Annotated in this window: 13 protein-coding genes; 5 read left to right on the top strand and 8 right to left on the bottom strand. The window is 62.1% G+C overall.

The genetic code is table 11. The annotated features are described in order from the left end of the window. On the top strand, window positions 1-1,062 hold the full coding sequence (locus C1706_RS02095; protein WP_129457532.1) for a potassium channel family protein: 1,062 nt from the start codon (window positions 1-3) through the stop codon (window positions 1,060-1,062). Window positions 1,063-1,201: 139 nt separating this feature from the next. Next, window positions 1,202-3,403 carry a RelA/SpoT family protein gene (locus C1706_RS02090; protein WP_284690544.1) on the top strand — a complete coding sequence of 734 codons (2,202 nt, stop codon included), beginning with the start codon at window positions 1,202-1,204 and terminating at the stop codon, window positions 3,401-3,403. A gap of 128 nt (window positions 3,404-3,531) precedes the next feature. On the opposite strand, the gene C1706_RS02085 is transcribed toward C1706_RS02090, so the two are convergent. After that, complete coding sequence (locus tag C1706_RS02085) at window positions 3,532-4,776, bottom strand: DUF349 domain-containing protein (RefSeq protein WP_129457530.1); 1,245 nt, start codon at window positions 4,774-4,776, stop codon at window positions 3,532-3,534. 64 nt (window positions 4,777-4,840) lie between these two features. On the opposite strand from C1706_RS02085, the gene C1706_RS02080 reads away from it, so the two are divergent. From C1706_RS02080 to C1706_RS02070, 3 genes are all read left to right on the top strand, one after another. Continuing rightward, window positions 4,841-5,530 (top strand): MBL fold metallo-hydrolase, encoded by a 690-nt coding sequence (locus C1706_RS02080; RefSeq protein ID WP_129457529.1) that lies wholly within the window; start codon window positions 4,841-4,843, stop codon window positions 5,528-5,530. Then, window positions 5,527-6,855, top strand: a complete 1,329-nt coding sequence (gene hisS, locus C1706_RS02075; protein ID WP_129457528.1) for a histidine--tRNA ligase — start codon at window positions 5,527-5,529, stop codon at window positions 6,853-6,855. Before C1706_RS02080 ends, hisS begins: the two co-directional genes overlap by 4 nt. Before the next feature lie 191 nt (window positions 6,856-7,046). Next, window positions 7,047-8,552 carry an ATP-binding cassette domain-containing protein gene (locus tag C1706_RS02070; RefSeq protein ID WP_164987386.1) on the top strand — a complete coding sequence of 502 codons (1,506 nt, stop codon included), beginning with the start codon at window positions 7,047-7,049 and terminating at the stop codon, window positions 8,550-8,552. Window positions 8,553-8,834: 282 nt separating this feature from the next. On the opposite strand, the gene C1706_RS02065 is transcribed toward C1706_RS02070, so the two are convergent. The 7 genes from C1706_RS02065 to C1706_RS02035 all read right to left on the bottom strand — a co-directional run bounded on the left by C1706_RS02065 (window position 8,835) and on the right by C1706_RS02035 (window position 17,150). Continuing rightward, window positions 8,835-9,935 carry an LLM class flavin-dependent oxidoreductase gene (locus tag C1706_RS02065; protein WP_129457526.1) on the bottom strand — a complete coding sequence of 367 codons (1,101 nt, stop codon included), beginning with the start codon at window positions 9,933-9,935 and terminating at the stop codon, window positions 8,835-8,837. Then, window positions 9,932-10,642, bottom strand: a complete 711-nt coding sequence (locus tag C1706_RS14925; RefSeq protein WP_431830682.1) for a class I SAM-dependent methyltransferase — start codon at window positions 10,640-10,642, stop codon at window positions 9,932-9,934. Before C1706_RS14925 ends, C1706_RS02065 begins: the two co-directional genes overlap by 4 nt. Window positions 10,643-10,925: 283 nt before the next feature. Beyond that, window positions 10,926-11,402 carry a hypothetical protein gene (locus tag C1706_RS02055; RefSeq protein WP_129457524.1) on the bottom strand — a complete coding sequence of 159 codons (477 nt, stop codon included), beginning with the start codon at window positions 11,400-11,402 and terminating at the stop codon, window positions 10,926-10,928. A 113-nt stretch (window positions 11,403-11,515) separates the two neighbouring features. Beyond that, window positions 11,516-12,751, bottom strand: a complete 1,236-nt coding sequence (locus C1706_RS02050; protein WP_129457523.1) for a 4-hydroxybenzoate 3-monooxygenase — start codon at window positions 12,749-12,751, stop codon at window positions 11,516-11,518. Next, window positions 12,738-13,538, bottom strand: a complete 801-nt coding sequence (locus C1706_RS14920; RefSeq protein WP_129457522.1) for an aminotransferase class IV — start codon at window positions 13,536-13,538, stop codon at window positions 12,738-12,740. The genes C1706_RS02050 and C1706_RS14920 overlap by 14 nt, the downstream gene beginning before the upstream one ends. Beyond that, window positions 13,538-15,652: an aminodeoxychorismate synthase component I gene (gene pabB / locus C1706_RS02040; RefSeq protein ID WP_206660928.1), complete on the bottom strand. Its 2,115-nt coding sequence runs from the start codon at window positions 15,650-15,652 to the stop codon at window positions 13,538-13,540. Before pabB ends, C1706_RS14920 begins: the two co-directional genes overlap by 1 nt. A 46-nt stretch (window positions 15,653-15,698) precedes the next feature. Then, window positions 15,699-17,150, bottom strand: coding sequence for an MFS transporter (locus C1706_RS02035; protein WP_129457521.1), 1,452 nt, complete (start codon window positions 17,148-17,150; stop codon window positions 15,699-15,701).

Genomic DNA, 17,150 nt, shown 5'->3' with positions numbered 1-17,150 from the left:
ATGGCGGAGGGCTCCTCCACCTCAGGGTGGGGCTATCAAGCGCTGGTGCGGCTGCCGCGCGTTGCCAAGAATCCCGTCCGGGAACTGGCGCGGCGTGCGCTCCTCGCGCTGGCGATTATCGCCGTCAACTCGCTGATCGTGTGGCTGGATCGTGCCAGCTATGCCGACAACGTCAACCATGATGGCGTCAGCCTCATCGACGCCATCTATTACGCGACCGTCACCGTCACCACCACGGGATACGGAGACATCACTCCGGTCTCCCAGCATGCACGCCTGCTGAACGCGTTGCTGGTGACCCCACTGAGGATCGCGTTCTTGATCTTGTTGGTCGGCACCACGCTGGAGGTCCTCGCCAACGAGGGGCGACGGGCTTTGATCGATGCTCGCTGGAGGAAGAAGATGCGGAACCACATCGTGCTGCTCGGCTACGGGACGATGGGCCGCAGCGCCGTCACGACGCTGCTGCGCAACGGAGCCGAAGCTGATCGGATCGTCGTCGTCGACGCGAACCAGGCTGCCGTGGACGCCGCGAACCGGCACGGTCTGGCGGCATTCCTGGGGGACTGCACCTCCCGCGATCTTCTGCGCCGCGCGGAGGTACCCAAGGCGAAGCACATCGTGGTGACCGTGAATCGTGACGACACGGCCATTTTGGCCACCCTGACCGCACGGCAACTCAACCCGCACGCCCATCTTGTGGTGTCGGTGCGGGAAGCCGACAACGTCTCGCTCGTGCGTCAATCAGGGGCCGACGGTGTCGTCACCAGTTCGGACGCCGTGGGTCGGCTCATCGGGTTGTCGGCCGTCAGCCCCGAACTCGGCGCCACCATGGAAGACCTCCTCAACTACGGCGAAGGCATCGACATCGCGCAACGCCTCGTCGCCCCGAGCGAAGTGGGTAAGGGGTCCCAAGAGATTGCCGGAGAGCGGGTCTTGGGCGTCGTGCGTGGCGGCCTGCTGCGCCACTTCTTCGATCCGAGCGTGGCCGTGCTGAAGACCGGCGACGAACTCGTCGTTGCTCGCCCCAGCGTGAAGAAGCGGGAACGTACACCCTCGTAAAGGTGCCGCTTGAGCGGCGCTACACTCGACCCCACGCGAGGGGAGGTCTTCGATGAGTGACACGACGAGCCGTCCAGCGGGTGCCGATGCTGTACCGGGGCAACTGGCCGCGGTTGTGCCCGAGCAGCCCCGGCGCAGTATGCGCCGGATGCTCGCGCTGCTAGGAAGCCAGAAGAGTTCGGGCGCCGCGGCGCTTGATCCGCTGTTTGCTGCCATGCGTCGCCACCATCAGAAGGTCGACTCGGCACTCATCGAGCGCGCCTATCGGACGTCTGAGCAATACCACGACGGTCAATTGCGCAAGAGCGGCGACGCCTACATCACCCATCCCCTCGCCGTGGCCACCATCTTGGCCAGTCTCGGGCTCAATGAGCCCACCATTTGCGCAGCCCTGCTGCACGACACGGTGGAGGACACCGGCTACACGCTGGCGCAGCTGACCCACGACTTCGGCGAGGAAATCGCCACCATGGTCGATGGCGTGACCAAGCTCGACAAGGTGGTCTACGGCGAATCGGCGAAGGCCGAGACGATCCGCAAGATGGTGATCGCGATGAGCAGGGACATCCGCGTCCTGATCATCAAACTGGCCGACCGCCTCCACAACATGCGCACGATCAGTTCGCTGCGGCAAGACAAGCAGATCCGGATCGCCAAGGACACCCTCGAGATTTATGCCCCGTTGGCGCATCGCCTTGGCATGAACGCGATCAAGTGGGAACTTGAGGATCTGTCGTTCTCGGTCATCGAGCCGAAAATCTACTCCGAGATCGTCAAGCTGGTCGCCGACCGGGCCCCGCTGCGCGACCAGTACCTCACCACGGTGATCGAGCAAGTCAAACAAGACCTGGCTGAGAACAAGATCAAGGCGACGGTGTACGGGCGTCCCAAGCATTACTACTCCATCTACCAAAAGATGATGGTGCGGGGCCGCGATTTCTACGACATCTACGACTTGGTCGGCCTGCGCGTCCTGGTGGACACCAAGCGTGAGTGCTACGACGTCTTAGGCGTCTTGCATGCGCGGTGGAAGCCGCTGCCGGGGCGGTTCAAGGACTACATCGCCATGCCGAAGTTCAACCTGTACCAGTCGCTGCATACGACGGTGCTGGGCCCGGGCGGTAAGCCGGTCGAACTGCAGATTCGTACGCACGAAATGCACAAGCAGGCGGAGTACGGCGTTGCCGCGCACTGGCGCTACAAGGAGGGCAAGAGCGCCGGGGACGAGATCAACTGGGTGCACTCCATCTCGGAGTGGCAAAAGGAAACCGAGGACTCGGGGGAGTTCCTCGACACGTTCACCGAAGAGATCGCCAAGAACGAGGTGTTCGTCTTCAGCCCCAAGGGCGACGTCATCGCCTTGCCTGCTGGCTCGACGCCCGTGGACTTCGCCTACGCCATCCACACCGAGGTCGGGCATCGATGTATCGGGGCCCGGGTCAACGGCCGCCTGGTGCCGCTGGACTCGACGCTGGAGATGGGGATGTCCATCGACATCATCACCTCCAAGGCGCAGAATGCGGGCCCCAGCCGCGACTGGCTCAACTTCGTCAAGACACCGCGGGCGCGCGCCAAGATCCGCCAGTACTTCAGCCGAGAGCGGCGCGATGAGGCGATTGAGCAAGGCAAGGAACTCCTCGCCAAGCAGATGCGACGCAGCCACCTGGCGGCCCGTCTGCTGACCCCGGAGGTGATGGCTCACCTCACCGAGCACTTCCACGTCTCGGATGTGCCGAGCCTCTGGGCGGCGCTGGGGGAGGGCAGCATCGGCGCCCAGGCGGTCATCACGCAACTGGTGAGCGTCATCGGTGGCGACGAAGCCGCCGCCGAAGCGTCCTTGATCGACGAGGCGCTGCTGGTCCGTGGCGCGCATCACAAGCTGCCGCGGAACCACTCCGGCGTCGTGGTTGACGGCGACCCGGACCTCTACACCAAGCTGGCCAAGTGCTGCATGCCCGTCCCTGGGGATCCGATCATCGGCTTCGTCACGCGAGGAGAGGGCATCTCGGTGCACCGGACCGACTGCACCAACGTTGCGTCGCTGCGCCAGATGCCCGAACGGATCGTTCCCGTTTCCTGGGCGCCCACGGCCGACGCGGCCTTCCTGGTCGCCGTCCAGGTGGAGGGCATCGACCGGGCGGGGATGTTGAACGATCTGACGCGTGTGCTGTCGGAGATGCACATGAGCATCGTGTCCGTGTCGGCCAATGCCTCCAAGGATCACGTCTTCACGATGCGGTTGACCTTCCAGACCCCTGACCCACGCCACCTGGAAACGGTGCTGCGCGGTCTTCAACGGGTGTCTGGCGTCTACGAGGTCAGTCGGGTCAAGCCCGGCTAGGCGGGCGGCCGCGTAGCCCCTAGGCCCTCCCACCACGCCCCACCCGTGCGCGTCACGGATGCGCGAGGCTCCGACGCACAACTCGCCCCGTCAGCGAGGCTGCGGGGCGAGTCGTCGTGCCGGTGTGGTCAGCGCGTGAAGTCCGCCAGCGTGGCCTTGGCCTGATCCAGCCAGACGGTGTAGGTGGCGATCGAGTCCTCGGCCTGCTTGGCGGCCTTGGCATCGCCGCGGGCTTCGGCCTTGGCGATCTTCTCCTGCAGCTTCCCGATCTCGGCGCTCAGCATCGCCACCGTCTCCTCTGCCCGGTGCCGGGCCTCAGGGTCGGTGCGCTTCCACTCCTCAGCTTCGGCCTGCTTGACGGCGTTCTCCAGCGTGCGCAGGCGATTGTCGAGGCCCCGCATGGCGTCGCGCGGAACCTTGCCGAGTGCGTTGTACTGCTCCAGGAAAGCGCGGTATGCCGAGCGGCCGACGTTGGGGTCGGTGACGGGAAGGATCTCCGCTTCAGCCTTGGCCAGCAACTCCTGCTTGGCCACGAGGTTGCCGCCGAACTCCTCGTCTTGAGCCGATTGGGCTGCCGTCCGCGCATTGAAGAACTGGTCCTGGATGGCCCGGAACTCGGCCCACAGCTTCTCATCGGCGTCGCGCTGGGCGGAGCCTGCCGCCTTCCACTGCGTCATGAGGTCGCGGAACGCGCCGGACGTGAGACCCCACTCGGTGGAGTCGGCCAGCCCGCGGGCCTCCTCGATGATCTGTTCCTTGATCGCCTTGGCGTCATTCCACTTCGCCGACTGCTGGGCGAACTGGGCCTTGCGCCGACGGGTGTAGGTGGTTCGCGCGGAACTGAAGCGGTGCCACAGCGCGTCATCGGTGGCACGGTCGATGCGGGGCAGGGCCTTCCATGCGTCCAGCAACTGACGGAAGCGATTCACGCCCCCGCGCCAGTCGTTGCCGCCCGCCAGCTTCTCCGCCTCGGCGACCATCTCTTCCTTCGCCTGACGCGTGGCCTCATGCTGCTTGGCACGCTCAGCCTTGCGAGCCTCGGATGCTTCGGCCAGCTTGGGAGTCATGGCGTCGAGCCGGGCTGCCAGGGAGGCAAGGTCGCCGACGGCGTTCGCGTCGGTGACGGAGCCGCGCAGGGTCTTGATGGAATGCCGCGCATCATCAGGTGCCAACGCGCCGGAGGCCAGCCGCTGCTCCAACAACGTGATCTCCAGATCCAACGCCTCGAAGCGGCGCACGAAGAAGGCCAACGCCTCCTCTGCGCTCACATCGGGCACCTGCCCGACGACGCGTTCGCCGTCGCTGGTGGTCACGTAGACGGTGCCGTCTTCCTCGACGCGACCGAAGCTCGCCGGTCCTGCGGAGTCACTCATGCCGTCCATCTTGCCCGAAAACGACCGATCTTCGTGCGCTGCCCATCCCGATAGGGTGGAGAGCATGTTCCTCGCGTCGTTCCCCGCCGGTCCGTGGCAGGCCAACTGCTACATCTTCGGCTTCGCAGAAGGCCGTGCCGTCGTAGTCGATCCCGGCGTGGACGCACTGGCGTCGGTCAACCGTGTCGTGACCGAGCAAGGGCTCACGGTTGAGGCCGTCCTGCTGACGCACGGGCACATCGACCATGTGGCGCAAGCCGCGGACGTGGCCGATCACTTCGGTGTGCCGGTCTACCTACACGCGCTGGATCGTGAGCTCCTGACCGACCCCACCTCGGGCAGGCCGCAGATGCAGCAGATGGTGGAGCAGTTGGGGGTTCACGTTCGTGAGCCTGCCGACTTGCGTCTGCTTCATGGTGGGGAGACCCTCTCCGCCGCCGGGGCGAGCTTCCACGTTGAGCATGCCCCCGGGCATCGGCCCGGGTGCGTGTTGTTCCGGGTGCCGCTGGTCGAGCCCTTCGAGGAAGCTCCCGAACTCACCGAACTGATCTTCACCGGTGACGTGGTGTTCGCCGGATCCATCGGTCGAACTGACCTGCCCGGCGGGGATGATGCCGCCATGCGGGCCACCCTGCGCGATGTGGTGCTTGCCTTGCCGGATACGGCCGCATTGCTGCCCGGCCACGGACCCACCACGACGATGGGCCACGAACGCACCACGAACCGCTATCTCGACAAGGGCTACCTGGCATGAGTATCCGCATCAAACCACTGTCGGGCTTCCCGGAGTTCCTCCCGGCCGGACGCCTCGCCGAGCAGGCCGTCCAAGACATGCTGCGCGAGGTCTTCGAGTTGCACGGTTTCGCGCCCATCGAGACCCGGGCGGTGGAGACGATGGACTCCCTGACCCGCAAGGGTGAGATCACCAAAGAGGTCTACGTGGTGCGTCGGCTCCACGCCGAGGACGGTGCTGGTGATCAACTGGGGCTGCATTTCGATCTGACGGTGCCCTTCGCCCGCTATGTCACCGAGAACGCAGGGCACCTCGCCTTTCCCTTCCGGCGGTATCAGATCCAGAAGGTCTGGCGAGGCGAACGCCCCCAAGAAGGCCGGTACCGGGAGTTCGTCCAAGCCGACATCGACATCGTCGGCGAGAACACGCTGGCAGCCCACCACGACGTCGAGGTCGCCTTGGTGATGCTGGAGGTCTTCGAGCGGCTCCACACGCAATTTGGGCTGCCACCGGTGGTCATGCACGTGAACAACCGACTCCTCGCCGAAGGGTTCTATCGCGGATTGGGCGTCGAGGATCACCTTGCCGTGCTGCAACGGGTCGACAAGCTCGACAAGATCGGTCCCGCGGCGGTGGTTGGTCTCCTCGTCGATGAACTGGGGCTGACTCCTGAGCAGGCACAAGCCTGCTTGGACCTGGCCACGATCCAGGCGGCCGACACGTCCTTCGTGGACCGCGTCCGGGCCCTGGGGGTGAGCCACCCGCTGTTGGACGAGGGTCTCGACGCGCTGGCTGCCGTCGTCGAGGCGGCATCCGCGGTCGTCCCGGGCCGTCTCATCGCCGACCTGAAGATCGCCCGCGGCCTGGATTACTACACCGGCACGGTGTACGAGACCGAAATGGAAGGTTTCGCCTCCCTGGGATCGATCTGCTCGGGGGGCCGGTACGACTCGCTGGCCACCGACGGCAAGCGCACCTGGCCCGGCGTCGGCATCTCGATCGGACTGTCCCGGATCCTGGCGCCCCTGATTGGCAAGGGCGAGTTCACCGCTTCCCGGTCGGTCCCGACCTGCGTCCTCGTGGCCGTGGACACCGAGGAGACGCGTGCATCCTCCCTCGACATTGCCGCCCGTCTTCGGGCGCGCGGCATCCCGGCTGAGGTGGCACCGAAGGCTGACAAGTACGGCCGCCAGATCCGCTATGCCGATCGCCGCGGCATTCCGTACGTGTGGTTTGGGGCCTCGGTCAAGGACATCCGTTCAGGCGATCAAGCCGATGCCGACCCCGACACCTGGATGCCGCCCACGGACGACCTGCATCCGACGGTCAGCTACACGGCTTCGTGACGCTGTAGGTCCCCACGGCACGCCGGGCGCGCTTGGCAGTGGTCACGGTGTGGGCCATACTAAGGGCGTCCCATTCCCGACGATCGGACGCGTGATGACAGATCTCGACATCAGCCGCTAACCCGCGCTGACGTCGAGCTGTGCTCGTTGTTCAGCGCATCCCCTTTTTCGCTGAACGTCGGGAGATTCCTTTGCCTTACCCTGCCATCGTTGTATCCGACCTGAGCTTCGCCTACCCCGGCGCTGACACGGTCCTCGATTCCTTGACCGCCGCTTTCAGTGGTGGTCGTACCGGGCTGATCGGCGCCAACGGCGTCGGCAAGTCCACGTTGCTGCGCTTGATCGCGGGAGAACTGTCGCCCACGCGAGGCAGCATCACCATCCACGCGGACGCCCCCGTGGGGTACCTGCCACAGAACCTTGTGCTGGATACCGCCGCGTCGGTGGCTGACCTCCTCGGCGTCGGTCCCATCCTGCGCGCCCTGGACGCCATCGAGGCGGGCGATCCTGATCCGCAACACTTCGACGCCATCGGGGATGCCTGGGACGCCCCTGATCGGGCGGCCGCGCGCCTGGCTGCCGTCGTCGCTACCTTGGGGCCCGCCCCTGACCTGCGGCGGCCGATTGGCACGCTCTCGGGTGGCGAGGCGATCCTGACGGCCCTGGTCGGGCTGGAATTGGCGCGTACTCCGGTGGTCGTGCTGGACGAGCCGACCAACAATCTCGACGCGGACGCCCGGCACCGACTGATGGGGCTGATCGCCTCCTGGAAGGGGACCCTGCTCATCTCCAGCCATGACACCACCCTGCTCGACACGCTGGATGCCACGGCTGAACTGAGTTCCGGCGCCCTCACCGTGTTCGGCGGGGGGTACAGCGCGTTCCTCCAGGCCCAAGAGCAAACGCAACAGGCTGCTCGGCAAGCCGTGCGGACGGCCGAGCAACGCCTCCGCACCGAACGTCACCAGCGCATCGAGGCTCAGACCCGGCAAGCGCGTTCGGTGCGTCACGGGAAGGCGCAACGTGAGTCAGGCGTCCTTCCTGTCGTGATGGACTATCGGCAAAACCGCGCCGAGAAGGCGCAGGCCGGTGACCGATCGACGCTGGCGGCACGCGAGGCTGCCGCCGAGGCCGCCTTGAGTGAGGCGCAGTCCCGGGTGCGCGTGAGTGAGGAACTGACGTTGGTGCTGCCCGACCCCCATGTCGGTTCGGGGCGCCGCCTGGCGGAGTTGAACGGGGCCCATCAACGGCCCATCATCGCTGGACCCGAGCGTGTGGCGATCGTCGGCCCTAACGGGGTGGGCAAGACGACGCTGCTGGCATCGTTGGTCAGCGGTGAACCGTCGCGACTCACCGCGTCGGGGGTGCTCACCACCGACCGGGTCGGCTACGTCCCCCAGCGGCTTGATCCCTTGAGTGATGAGGAGACCGTGCTGACCGCGCTGACGCTGCGGGCGCCGCACGTGGAGGATCGTGACCTGCGCAATCGCCTGGCTGCCTTCGGCCTACGGGGGCGGATCGTGGAGCAGCAGGTGGGGTCGTTGTCGGGTGGTGAACGGTTCCGCGCCGTTTTGGCGGTGCTGCTGTTGGCGGAGCCAGCGCCTCAGCTTCTCATCCTGGATGAGCCGAGCCAGGATCTAGGCGGTATGCCGAGTGTTTGCGCTTTCAGTCTACTACGACTGGGGGCTGTGGGCTGAGGCGTTGCACGTTTCGGGCACCTCGGAGTTGCTGAACTCATCAGGTCCCTCGGTTCGCAGACGCCGGAGCACCGCTTGATGTGGCGCGATCGGACCTCATACCCACACATCAGTGCAGTATGCGTGCTGATACCAGAATTGAACCGAAGTCTGCGGTGGTCAGCGCTTAAGCGTGTCTGGCCTCACCGGCTCAACCCGCCTTGTGGAACCAAATAAACTTCATCCACGTGGAACAACGGGGTCTAGTGGAAACTCGCTCGGTAAAGTCGAGACCCTAGTAGATCAACTGTTGGTCCCAGGCGCCGCACGGAGCTGCCCTCGACGCAATGAGTCCAACGAAGAAGGCGAGAAGTGCGGGACGACTTCTTCTGCCATAAGATTGAAACTTTCCCACTGTTTTGCTTGAGTAGTCCAATCAAGAACCACGGTCAAGAATCGCCCAAACCCTCCGCTCTGATTGTACAGTGTCTTAATAGCGGTGATGCAGTCTTCCGGTGTGCCGATGATCGCGCCGCCTTGGTCGACAAGTTCCTCGACTTCACGGCCTGGTGGCGTGGATTGACGCACCGGAGCGCCCAGAGTGTCGTGGAAATAATCGAACAGCCAACTTTCGGCGCCTGTACGGACATCTTGGAACGCCTGATCGCGAGTTTCCGCGAGGTGGACGGGCAGGACAATGCTCAGACCGTCTCGGGAGACGTTGGTGCTGTGCTGTGCCGCAGACTCTTTTGCGATTCTCCATCGTTGTTCCAGGTCAACCTTCGGCCCTCCGGGGAGAAACCCTCCGAGAGCGAGGAGACTAAGTCCGTGGCGACCAGCGAGACGCATGCTGTTCTCCGAGTAGTTGCTTGCCACGGCGATCTCAATATTCGCTTGTAGCGGGAGGAGCTGCAACTCTGCCCGATCGAGAGAGAACCAGTCGGTGGACACAGATACGGGCTCCTCTCCGCTGAGAAGCCGCTTGACGGCGTCGATACCTTCATCCATGCGCCGCCAGCGCGTTTCCGGATCGATCCCTAGCATCTGCGCGTCGGCTTTACTTACTCCGGCGCCGAGACCAAGGATTGCGCGCCCGCGACTGAGGTGGTCGAGTTGAGCGATCCGGCTGGCTACTTGGAATGGGTGGTGGTACGGCAAACTTACGACACCTGTCCCAAGGCCTATTCGCTTTGTCTGGCTCGCGGCGGCCGCCAAGAACATCTCCGGGGCACTGATGATGCTCCAGCCGCCCGAGTAGTGTTCCCCGATCCACACATCGTCGAATCCAAGATCATCCAGATGCCTGACTAGGTCAAGATCTCGTGCCATCGCTAGTGTCGGGCTTCTTCCCAGCGGATGAAAGGGTGATATGAAAGCGCCGAATCTCAGTGCACTTAGGGTCAATTTATTCTCCTACGAATCATGATCTGCCTGATACTCCATCTCGCCACGGGGCTCGCACCGTAGCTAGTGAGGGCGTGAACTCTATCCTTTAGCCGGTCGAGTTCGCGCGGAGAATGCAGCTGCCGAACAAAGGCGTCATCCGACCACGCTTGCAAATTGAGCGAGAATGACCGCCCCGCCAAGCGGCCGGGAGGCGTGACTGACTGGATCTCATCGTGGAACACCTCAAGCTCCGCAATTTCACTCAACTGCTCGAGAACCGGCCCAACGAAAAGCGTCCCTCCATGGTGGTCAACCAATGACTTCTGCAACTCCAGGTAAGGACGTGAGCCCTGGTCCAGAGGCTCGATGGATTGAGTTTCCTCAAGTAGCGCCACACCGGCGCGCGCTAAATGCCTCGACCAGTGGACGACTTGCTCCAACGGGTCGGGTAAGTGGCTGAGGAGAAAGCGCGCGTATATGACGTTCGCTGGCGGAAGAGGCATCTCGCGCGTGACATCCAGGGACTGAAACTCTAGATTTGGATACCTTGCTCTCGCGTTCTGTACATAAACCTCTGATTGGTCAACGCCTACAGTCCTCTGGGCACGGAGAGACTCAGCGAGAAGCCGAGTGGTGTGCCCTGGCCCACACCCTAAGTCAAGGGCCAACTTGGTTCCTCGGTTGGGGTACGTTGACACGAACTCTCGGCTCGACTCCCCGAACATCTCGTCGAGCGTATCAAGGCGCTGACTCGCTGACGCGTTGTCACGAAACGCGTAGTTGTGGCGCGAGTCTGCTTGCTCCGGCTTCATGTGACGCACGCTACCCGAGTTCCAGTGGCGAAGCAATACACACTAGGTTGTAACTGATTAGGGTGCTGGGGCGTTGCTTGGCGGTGCAACCCAGCAAAGTGGCGGCCAGGCTTCACAGGGGTTGGAAGGGGCCCGCCAGTCTAGACATGAAGTTCGACGTCGCAGCGGAGCCGAGGAGTTGGACGGAAGCGACGGATCATTGGGCTTGGAGCCACTGCTGATGACGTCTCGCCGAGGCAAGTTGCCATGGCAAGGTCACCAGTCCAAGGAGGTGCGCCCTTCTGGCGCCAGGACCCTGCTCTCGCAAGCAGGCTACTGACGAAAGCCCTGTGGCCACGAGGAGTGCCGTGTTGTAGGCAGGTAACCAGCGTTCAGGGAGTTCCTCGGCCTCCTGAATAATCGGGACTCCCTTACGCAACCTCCACGGCCAGTCAATATAGTGCTGTAGAGCGAGAGCCTGGTAAGCACCGTTCGCGAATGCGGTCAGGAGCCCGAGTTCTCTGCTTTTACGAGTGAGCGCATACGCGTTTCCGGCGAAGACGGCCGTCCACAGGAAGGTGGCACGGCGCCGACCAATGTATGGCTCCCCAGGCACCCCGATCCCCGCCGCCGCCTCGATCCCGTGGTGGGCGATGATCGCCGCAAGGGTGAGCACGTGCAATGGCTTCTTCATCGCGTTCTTCCTCCGTTCGTCAACGACGCAGATCGTTTGTTAGTTGGTTTGCTGGTAACGCGACAGCGGTCTGGTATCCGTAGCCGTGAAGTCTGGTCATCCACGCGGGCCGGTTACCTTCGGGCGATGCCGACGTAGTGATCGGCGAAATCTCTGAGAGCGATTGGGTTGTCGACAATCCGCTGCCATCGGGCGGTCCTCGTTTTCGTATCGAACTGTGTGTCGCCTGGCAGCACATGAAGCAGGCGGGTCATCTCGGCGGAGAACATCTGCGCCAGCCAGGCTCTTTGAGCGGCTTTGGAGGCGTATCGATCGAGGCCACCTCGTTCGTGGTCCTGGTACCAAGCCCACAAGGCCTGTGCCAGGCACGCCGCGTCCTCAACGGCTAGATTCAACCCTTTTGCCGCGCTGGGAGGTACCGTATGCGCAGCATCGCCGATCAGGAAGAGCCTTCGATACTGTGGGTTCTCGAGCTGAAACGCTTTGAGTTTCACCGCTGTGCGTTCAGTGATGTCTCCTCGACGGATGCGAGCCGCTCCGGGAGAGAGACGATAGTCAAGTTCCTGCCAGATCCGGTCGTCTGTCCACGAGGGACTGGACCCGCGGGGGACCTGCAAGTAGAGCCGACTTTGGGACTCGCCCCTCATGCTGTGGAGCGCGAATCCGCGGGCCGAGCAAGAATATATAAGTTCGTCGGCGAGGGGTGCGGTTTCTGCAAGGATGCCTAACCAGTCGATACCATAATCTCGCTCGTAGGACTTCTTCCGTTCGTCGGGTAGGGAGCGTCTGGATGCTCCATGGGCACCGTCGGCGCCCACAATGAAGTCGCATTTCACGCGGAAGTGTCGTCCGGCATGGTTGACTGTTACTGCGGCATCTAAGGAACCAGTTTCGACGTTCACTGCCTCCGTATCGAACAGAATGCGTTGCGGGTCAGAGGCTGAAATGAGATCGCGGACTATGTGTTGCTGGGGATACATATAGACTGGCTCGCCGGTGATGTCACCGAAGGGTACCCGTGCCGAAGTGTCGTCGAGTTGGAGCAGCAAGCCTTTGTGACAGGCTGCGTCGCGAAGAAGCTTCTGACCGACGCCTAGATCGTCTAGTATGCGCACAGTCCCAGGCTCAACTAGACCTGCGCGGACTCGGTTCTGGACATACTGTCGTGATCGAGCCTCGATAACGACGGACGTTACACCGATCTGTGCCATCGCTTGATGCACCGTGAGGCCGGCTGGCCCCGCTCCTATGATGCATACTTGCGTCTTCCGTTCGGCGTCAAGACGAGGGAACGGGGAGGTGCCACTCTGTTGTTTCTTAGGCGCAGAAGAACTCCTAGTCGAGGGCATCGTGAGTTTGCCTTCCTCCCGCGACGTTAACCATGAGCGAATCCAGCCACTCGCGCCAGGTCCAGAACGACGGCGGGGTGGACGGAGCCGTTGTCGATCCTGACCATCGGGCGACACGGCGAACTCCGTGCAGGGCGTTGAGCATCCACACTTCTTTGTCCTTGAGGTCGTCGGGCACAGCTCTTCGGTGTTCCACGGGAAGGGAACATGAACGCGCTTCCTCTTGTAACAACGTTGTGGTAATTCCAGAAAATGGCTCAAGGTCGATGTCGGGCACGCAGATCTTGCCGTTCTCCCACCAAAGTATGTTGGATGTCGCACCTTCGATGACGTACCCATCTGGGCTAAGGAGGAGGACTTCCTGGCATCCGAATTTGTCCCGAGCGTGCATGCGGAGATCTTCAAGCCGTTCGATGTCTGGGCCTTTGAAGTGGGGTGACCGGCGGATGTCGGGGAATGCTGGCACCCATACGCTGATTTCCTGTGTGCGTGCCGGGGCGGGGCGAGGCCGGATCCCTAACGTTGGCTGGGCTCCGCCCACGAATTCGATTCGAGGAAACCACTCACCGGTAGGGGGCAGCAGATCTACGATCTGCGACCAGATCTCCGGTGCGTCGGGACTGGGCAGTTCTAGCTGTTGCGCGGCAGCAGCGAACCGAGCCCGATGCCGGGGTAGCGCCCTGACCCGACCTTCGCGCAAGTACCAGGAGTCTGCCAGTAGGAGTGGCCCGGCACTTTCTACAGGGTCGAATGTGGCGCGTTCGGTGTTCCAGGTCCAGACGGGCATCAGAGTGCCTCTCCGGTAGGGTTCGCAGGATCTAGTCCTTCGGGAAAGGGTGTGTCGCGGAGGACGTGGAGGAGAGGGCGAGCTTTGACCACGGTTTCGTCGTACTCGGCTTGCTCGTCGGAGAGAGATATAATGGCACCTCCGACGCCGTACTGGATTTCCCCTCGGGAAAGAACGAGCGTTCGAATGACGACGCTGAGGTCCACGGCTCCAGAGAGAGAAAAATACCCGATCGCCCCACTGTAGACTCCGCGAGCTCCGCCTTCGAGCTTGTCAATGATCTCCATTGTCCTGAGTTTTGGGGCTCCCGTCATGGACCCAGGCGGAAACGCGGCCTTGACACAGGTAACTGGATCCACGTTCGGGTCCAGTTCCGCACAGATTGTGCTGACAAGCTGGTGCACAGTCGCATATGATTCGACGTCAAAGAGGCGCTCGACCCTTACGGAACCAAGTCTTGCCGTTCGCGACAGGTCGTGCCTGACAAGGTCGACAATCATCAGATTCTCAGCGCGATCCTTTTCCGCGTTCTGCAGCTCACTTCTGATCTGGACGTCCTCCGCTTCGGTGTTGCCACGTGGACGAGTGCCCTTGATCGGCTTGGACTCGACATGGCGGTCCCCTGAGATGCTCACGAACCTCTCCGGAGAGGTACTGAGGACCTGCACTTGGGGAGAACGCAGGAATGCACCGAACGGCGCTGGATTCTGTTCGCGGAGTCGAAGGTAGGTGTCAAGAGGCTTCAGCGAGGATTCGCCCGACAGCATGTTTGTCAAACACACCTCGTACGACTCCCCATCGATGATGTTTTGCTTCGCTTCCCGAATCAGCCCGAGATAGTCGGCATGAGAGTGCCGAGCCCACAATTCAACTTCGGACGGTTCCTCCGGCAACCGAGCAGCCACCTTGCAGCTTGCAATCTGCTCCTTCGTTCGCTCGAACCATTCGCGGCAGTCGTCGCCGCGCGATCCGCGCTGCGCGAGGCCCAGCAAATAGATCGTGTTCGTTAGGTGGTCGACGACGAGCGCGCGATCCAAGAACATCACCCAGGCGTCTGGGATGGCTGATTGGTGTTGGTTCGGGGAACCGACTTCTGATTTCAACTCGTAGCCGAGGTAGCCTGCCCAGCCGAGGGCAAATTCGAACGGTAATGACGGGGTTTCGACGTCAACCGACTCCATCGCCGATTTGAGCCAGTCGAAGAATCCGCGCTCGAACGTCTGCGCGTGCCCATCGGCTCCGGTGACCGTAACCGTGCCCGCACTAGTGTCGCTCGTCGCGATACTAGCATTCGGACCTGTGGGGCTTCCCATGATAGAAAACCGAGACGCGGCATTTTCAGGTTGGTTGCCATCGAGCCAGATTGAGTTGACCTCGTCGGCGAAAATTGCTGAGAACAACTGCTCGTCACCACAGTGCAAGGGCAATGTGTCGACATGAACATCGTATTCGGTCTTGGCTTGTTCAGATTCACGACTTCGAGGTGTAAGACTATTGGACTGCGTAGGGATATTTACGCGCCTCTCTGACGTTTCAGCTCTCTGAGTCAGTCGCGCGAAGTTGCGTAGCAGTTGGAGGCTGTATTCCGTCTCGATAGACTCGGGGTGGAACTGCACGCCCCATTGAGGGCGTTCTCGGTGTTGCAGGCCCATGACAATGCCGTCCTCAGACCGGGCCGTTACTTCTAGGATGGGTGGCACCTCCGAGACGGCTAACGAATGGTATCGAATGGCTCGGAAAGGCGATGGGATGCCATCGAAAAGACCCTGTTCGGAATGCCAGATTTGTGACGGTCGGCCATGCATAGGCTCGGGTGCGTGATCGACTGAACCCCCGTGTACGTAAGCAATGCCTTGATGACCAAGGCAGATACCGAGGACGGGTACCGTTGCGTCTCTGATTACAACAGAGCAGATGCCAAAGTCACCCGATTTCTCAGGAGTACCCGGACCTGGGGATATAACAATGTTGTCGAACCGCGAGAGCTCTTCCGGCGTGAATTCGTCCCAGTCGTTTGGCACAACGAACGGAGGGCATCCGTTCACCTCCGACAGGTATTGGTAGAGATTAAATGTAAACGAGTCGTAGTTGTCGATGAGAAGTGTGCGTATCAACGTTCCACGTCCTTATAGTGAATCAGTGGCCGCGCGGAGTAGGGGATCATTTCTGTCGGCCTGCGTTAGTAGTCGCGATCCGGCGAGACCGGCGATGACAGGCGAAGCTTCCTGTAAGGGCAAGAACCACGATCGACGCTGCTGTAAAGAGAAGCAGGTTGAAACCAAATCCTCGCGCGACACCGTAGGCAGAATTACCTGCTACGAAAACGACGGCGGTGAGTGTGGTACCGATCGAGTTTGCGAGTTGTTGGCTCATGGAGACCATTCCGGAGGCTGAACTGGCGTGGTCTTTCGGCACGTCGGTCAAAGCCAGCCGCACTATCGAGGGGGCGATGCATCCGCCAGCCAACCCGTTAAGGGCAAGAACCATGAAAACGACGACGTTACCGGGGCGCAGTTGATCAATTGGTATATACATGAGGAACACGAAGCTCGCAAGGAGTACGACGGACGCAATACTGGCCACCACGGGGGTGACGCGTTGGGACAATCGAGCGGTGGCTATAGAGGTGAGTAAGAAGGCGACCCCGAGTACTGCGTAGAGATTCGCCGACTGAGTGGGTGTGAGACCTGTCCCGGACTGGGCAGCCTGGGTGAGAACGACGTAGAATGGTACCTGCGTCAGGTAGAACGCCAGCGCCAGTCCCAAGCCCCTGATGAAGGTTGTTGAGCGAAGAACTTCTCGACTGATAAGCGCCTTGTCCTGAAACCGCCACAAGAATCGCTGTCGACACGCAAACAGTACCAAGGCGACGACCGCTAGGACGAGCAGCGACAGCCAGCTCCAAAGAAGTGCGCCAGTGTTAATCAGTGCCAAGCCCACCACGAGCGCACCGATGCCGACGCCCGAGTAGATAGCCCCAAGTACGTCCAAGGAGCGGGGTCGTCTGTCGGGATTGCGGAGAGCGAAGACACCGACGAGCAGAATCGCGGCACAAATGGGTACGTTGACAAAGAACGCAAACCTCCATCCGGACCCGAGGAACTCGATCCGGCCAAGCCAGGCGCCGCCGATTTGACCCAGGGTGGAGCCGATACCAAGCACAGCGCCAAAGATCCCGGCGCCGGCTCCCCTCCAGTGTGGTGGAACGGCAGTTTGGACGCCGGCTAAAACCTGTGGGAATAGGAGCGCAGCTCCGAGACCTTGCAAAACCCGTCCGACCACGAGGGTAGGGAGGGTAGGTGCGAAGGCGCAGAGCAGTGATGAGAGCCCGAAGAGCCCAACACCCCACTGGAATATGCGGGCGAATCCGTAAGTGTCGCCGAGCCTGCCGGAGAGTAGTACCGAGCTGGCATACGCTGCACTGTAAGCGGCAATCACGAGTGAAGCAGTGGAGCCGCCGACGTGCAGCTCACGCTGAATGGTGGGAAGCAGAACGTTGGCTACTGAGATATCAAAGATTGCGATGAACTCGCCGAGGAACAGCACAAGAAGGACGAGCGCATGCTGTGCGTTCGTTCTGGTGAGGCCTGTGGGCTGAGAAGGTGACGACAT

Origin of the sequence: Propioniciclava flava (assembly GCF_004126535.1) — a bacterium.
Taxonomy (GTDB): Bacteria; Actinomycetota; Actinomycetes; order Propionibacteriales; family Propionibacteriaceae; genus Propioniciclava; species Propioniciclava flava.
Note: the sequence above shows the minus strand (reverse complement) of the source record. Positions and strands in the feature narration are given on the sequence as shown.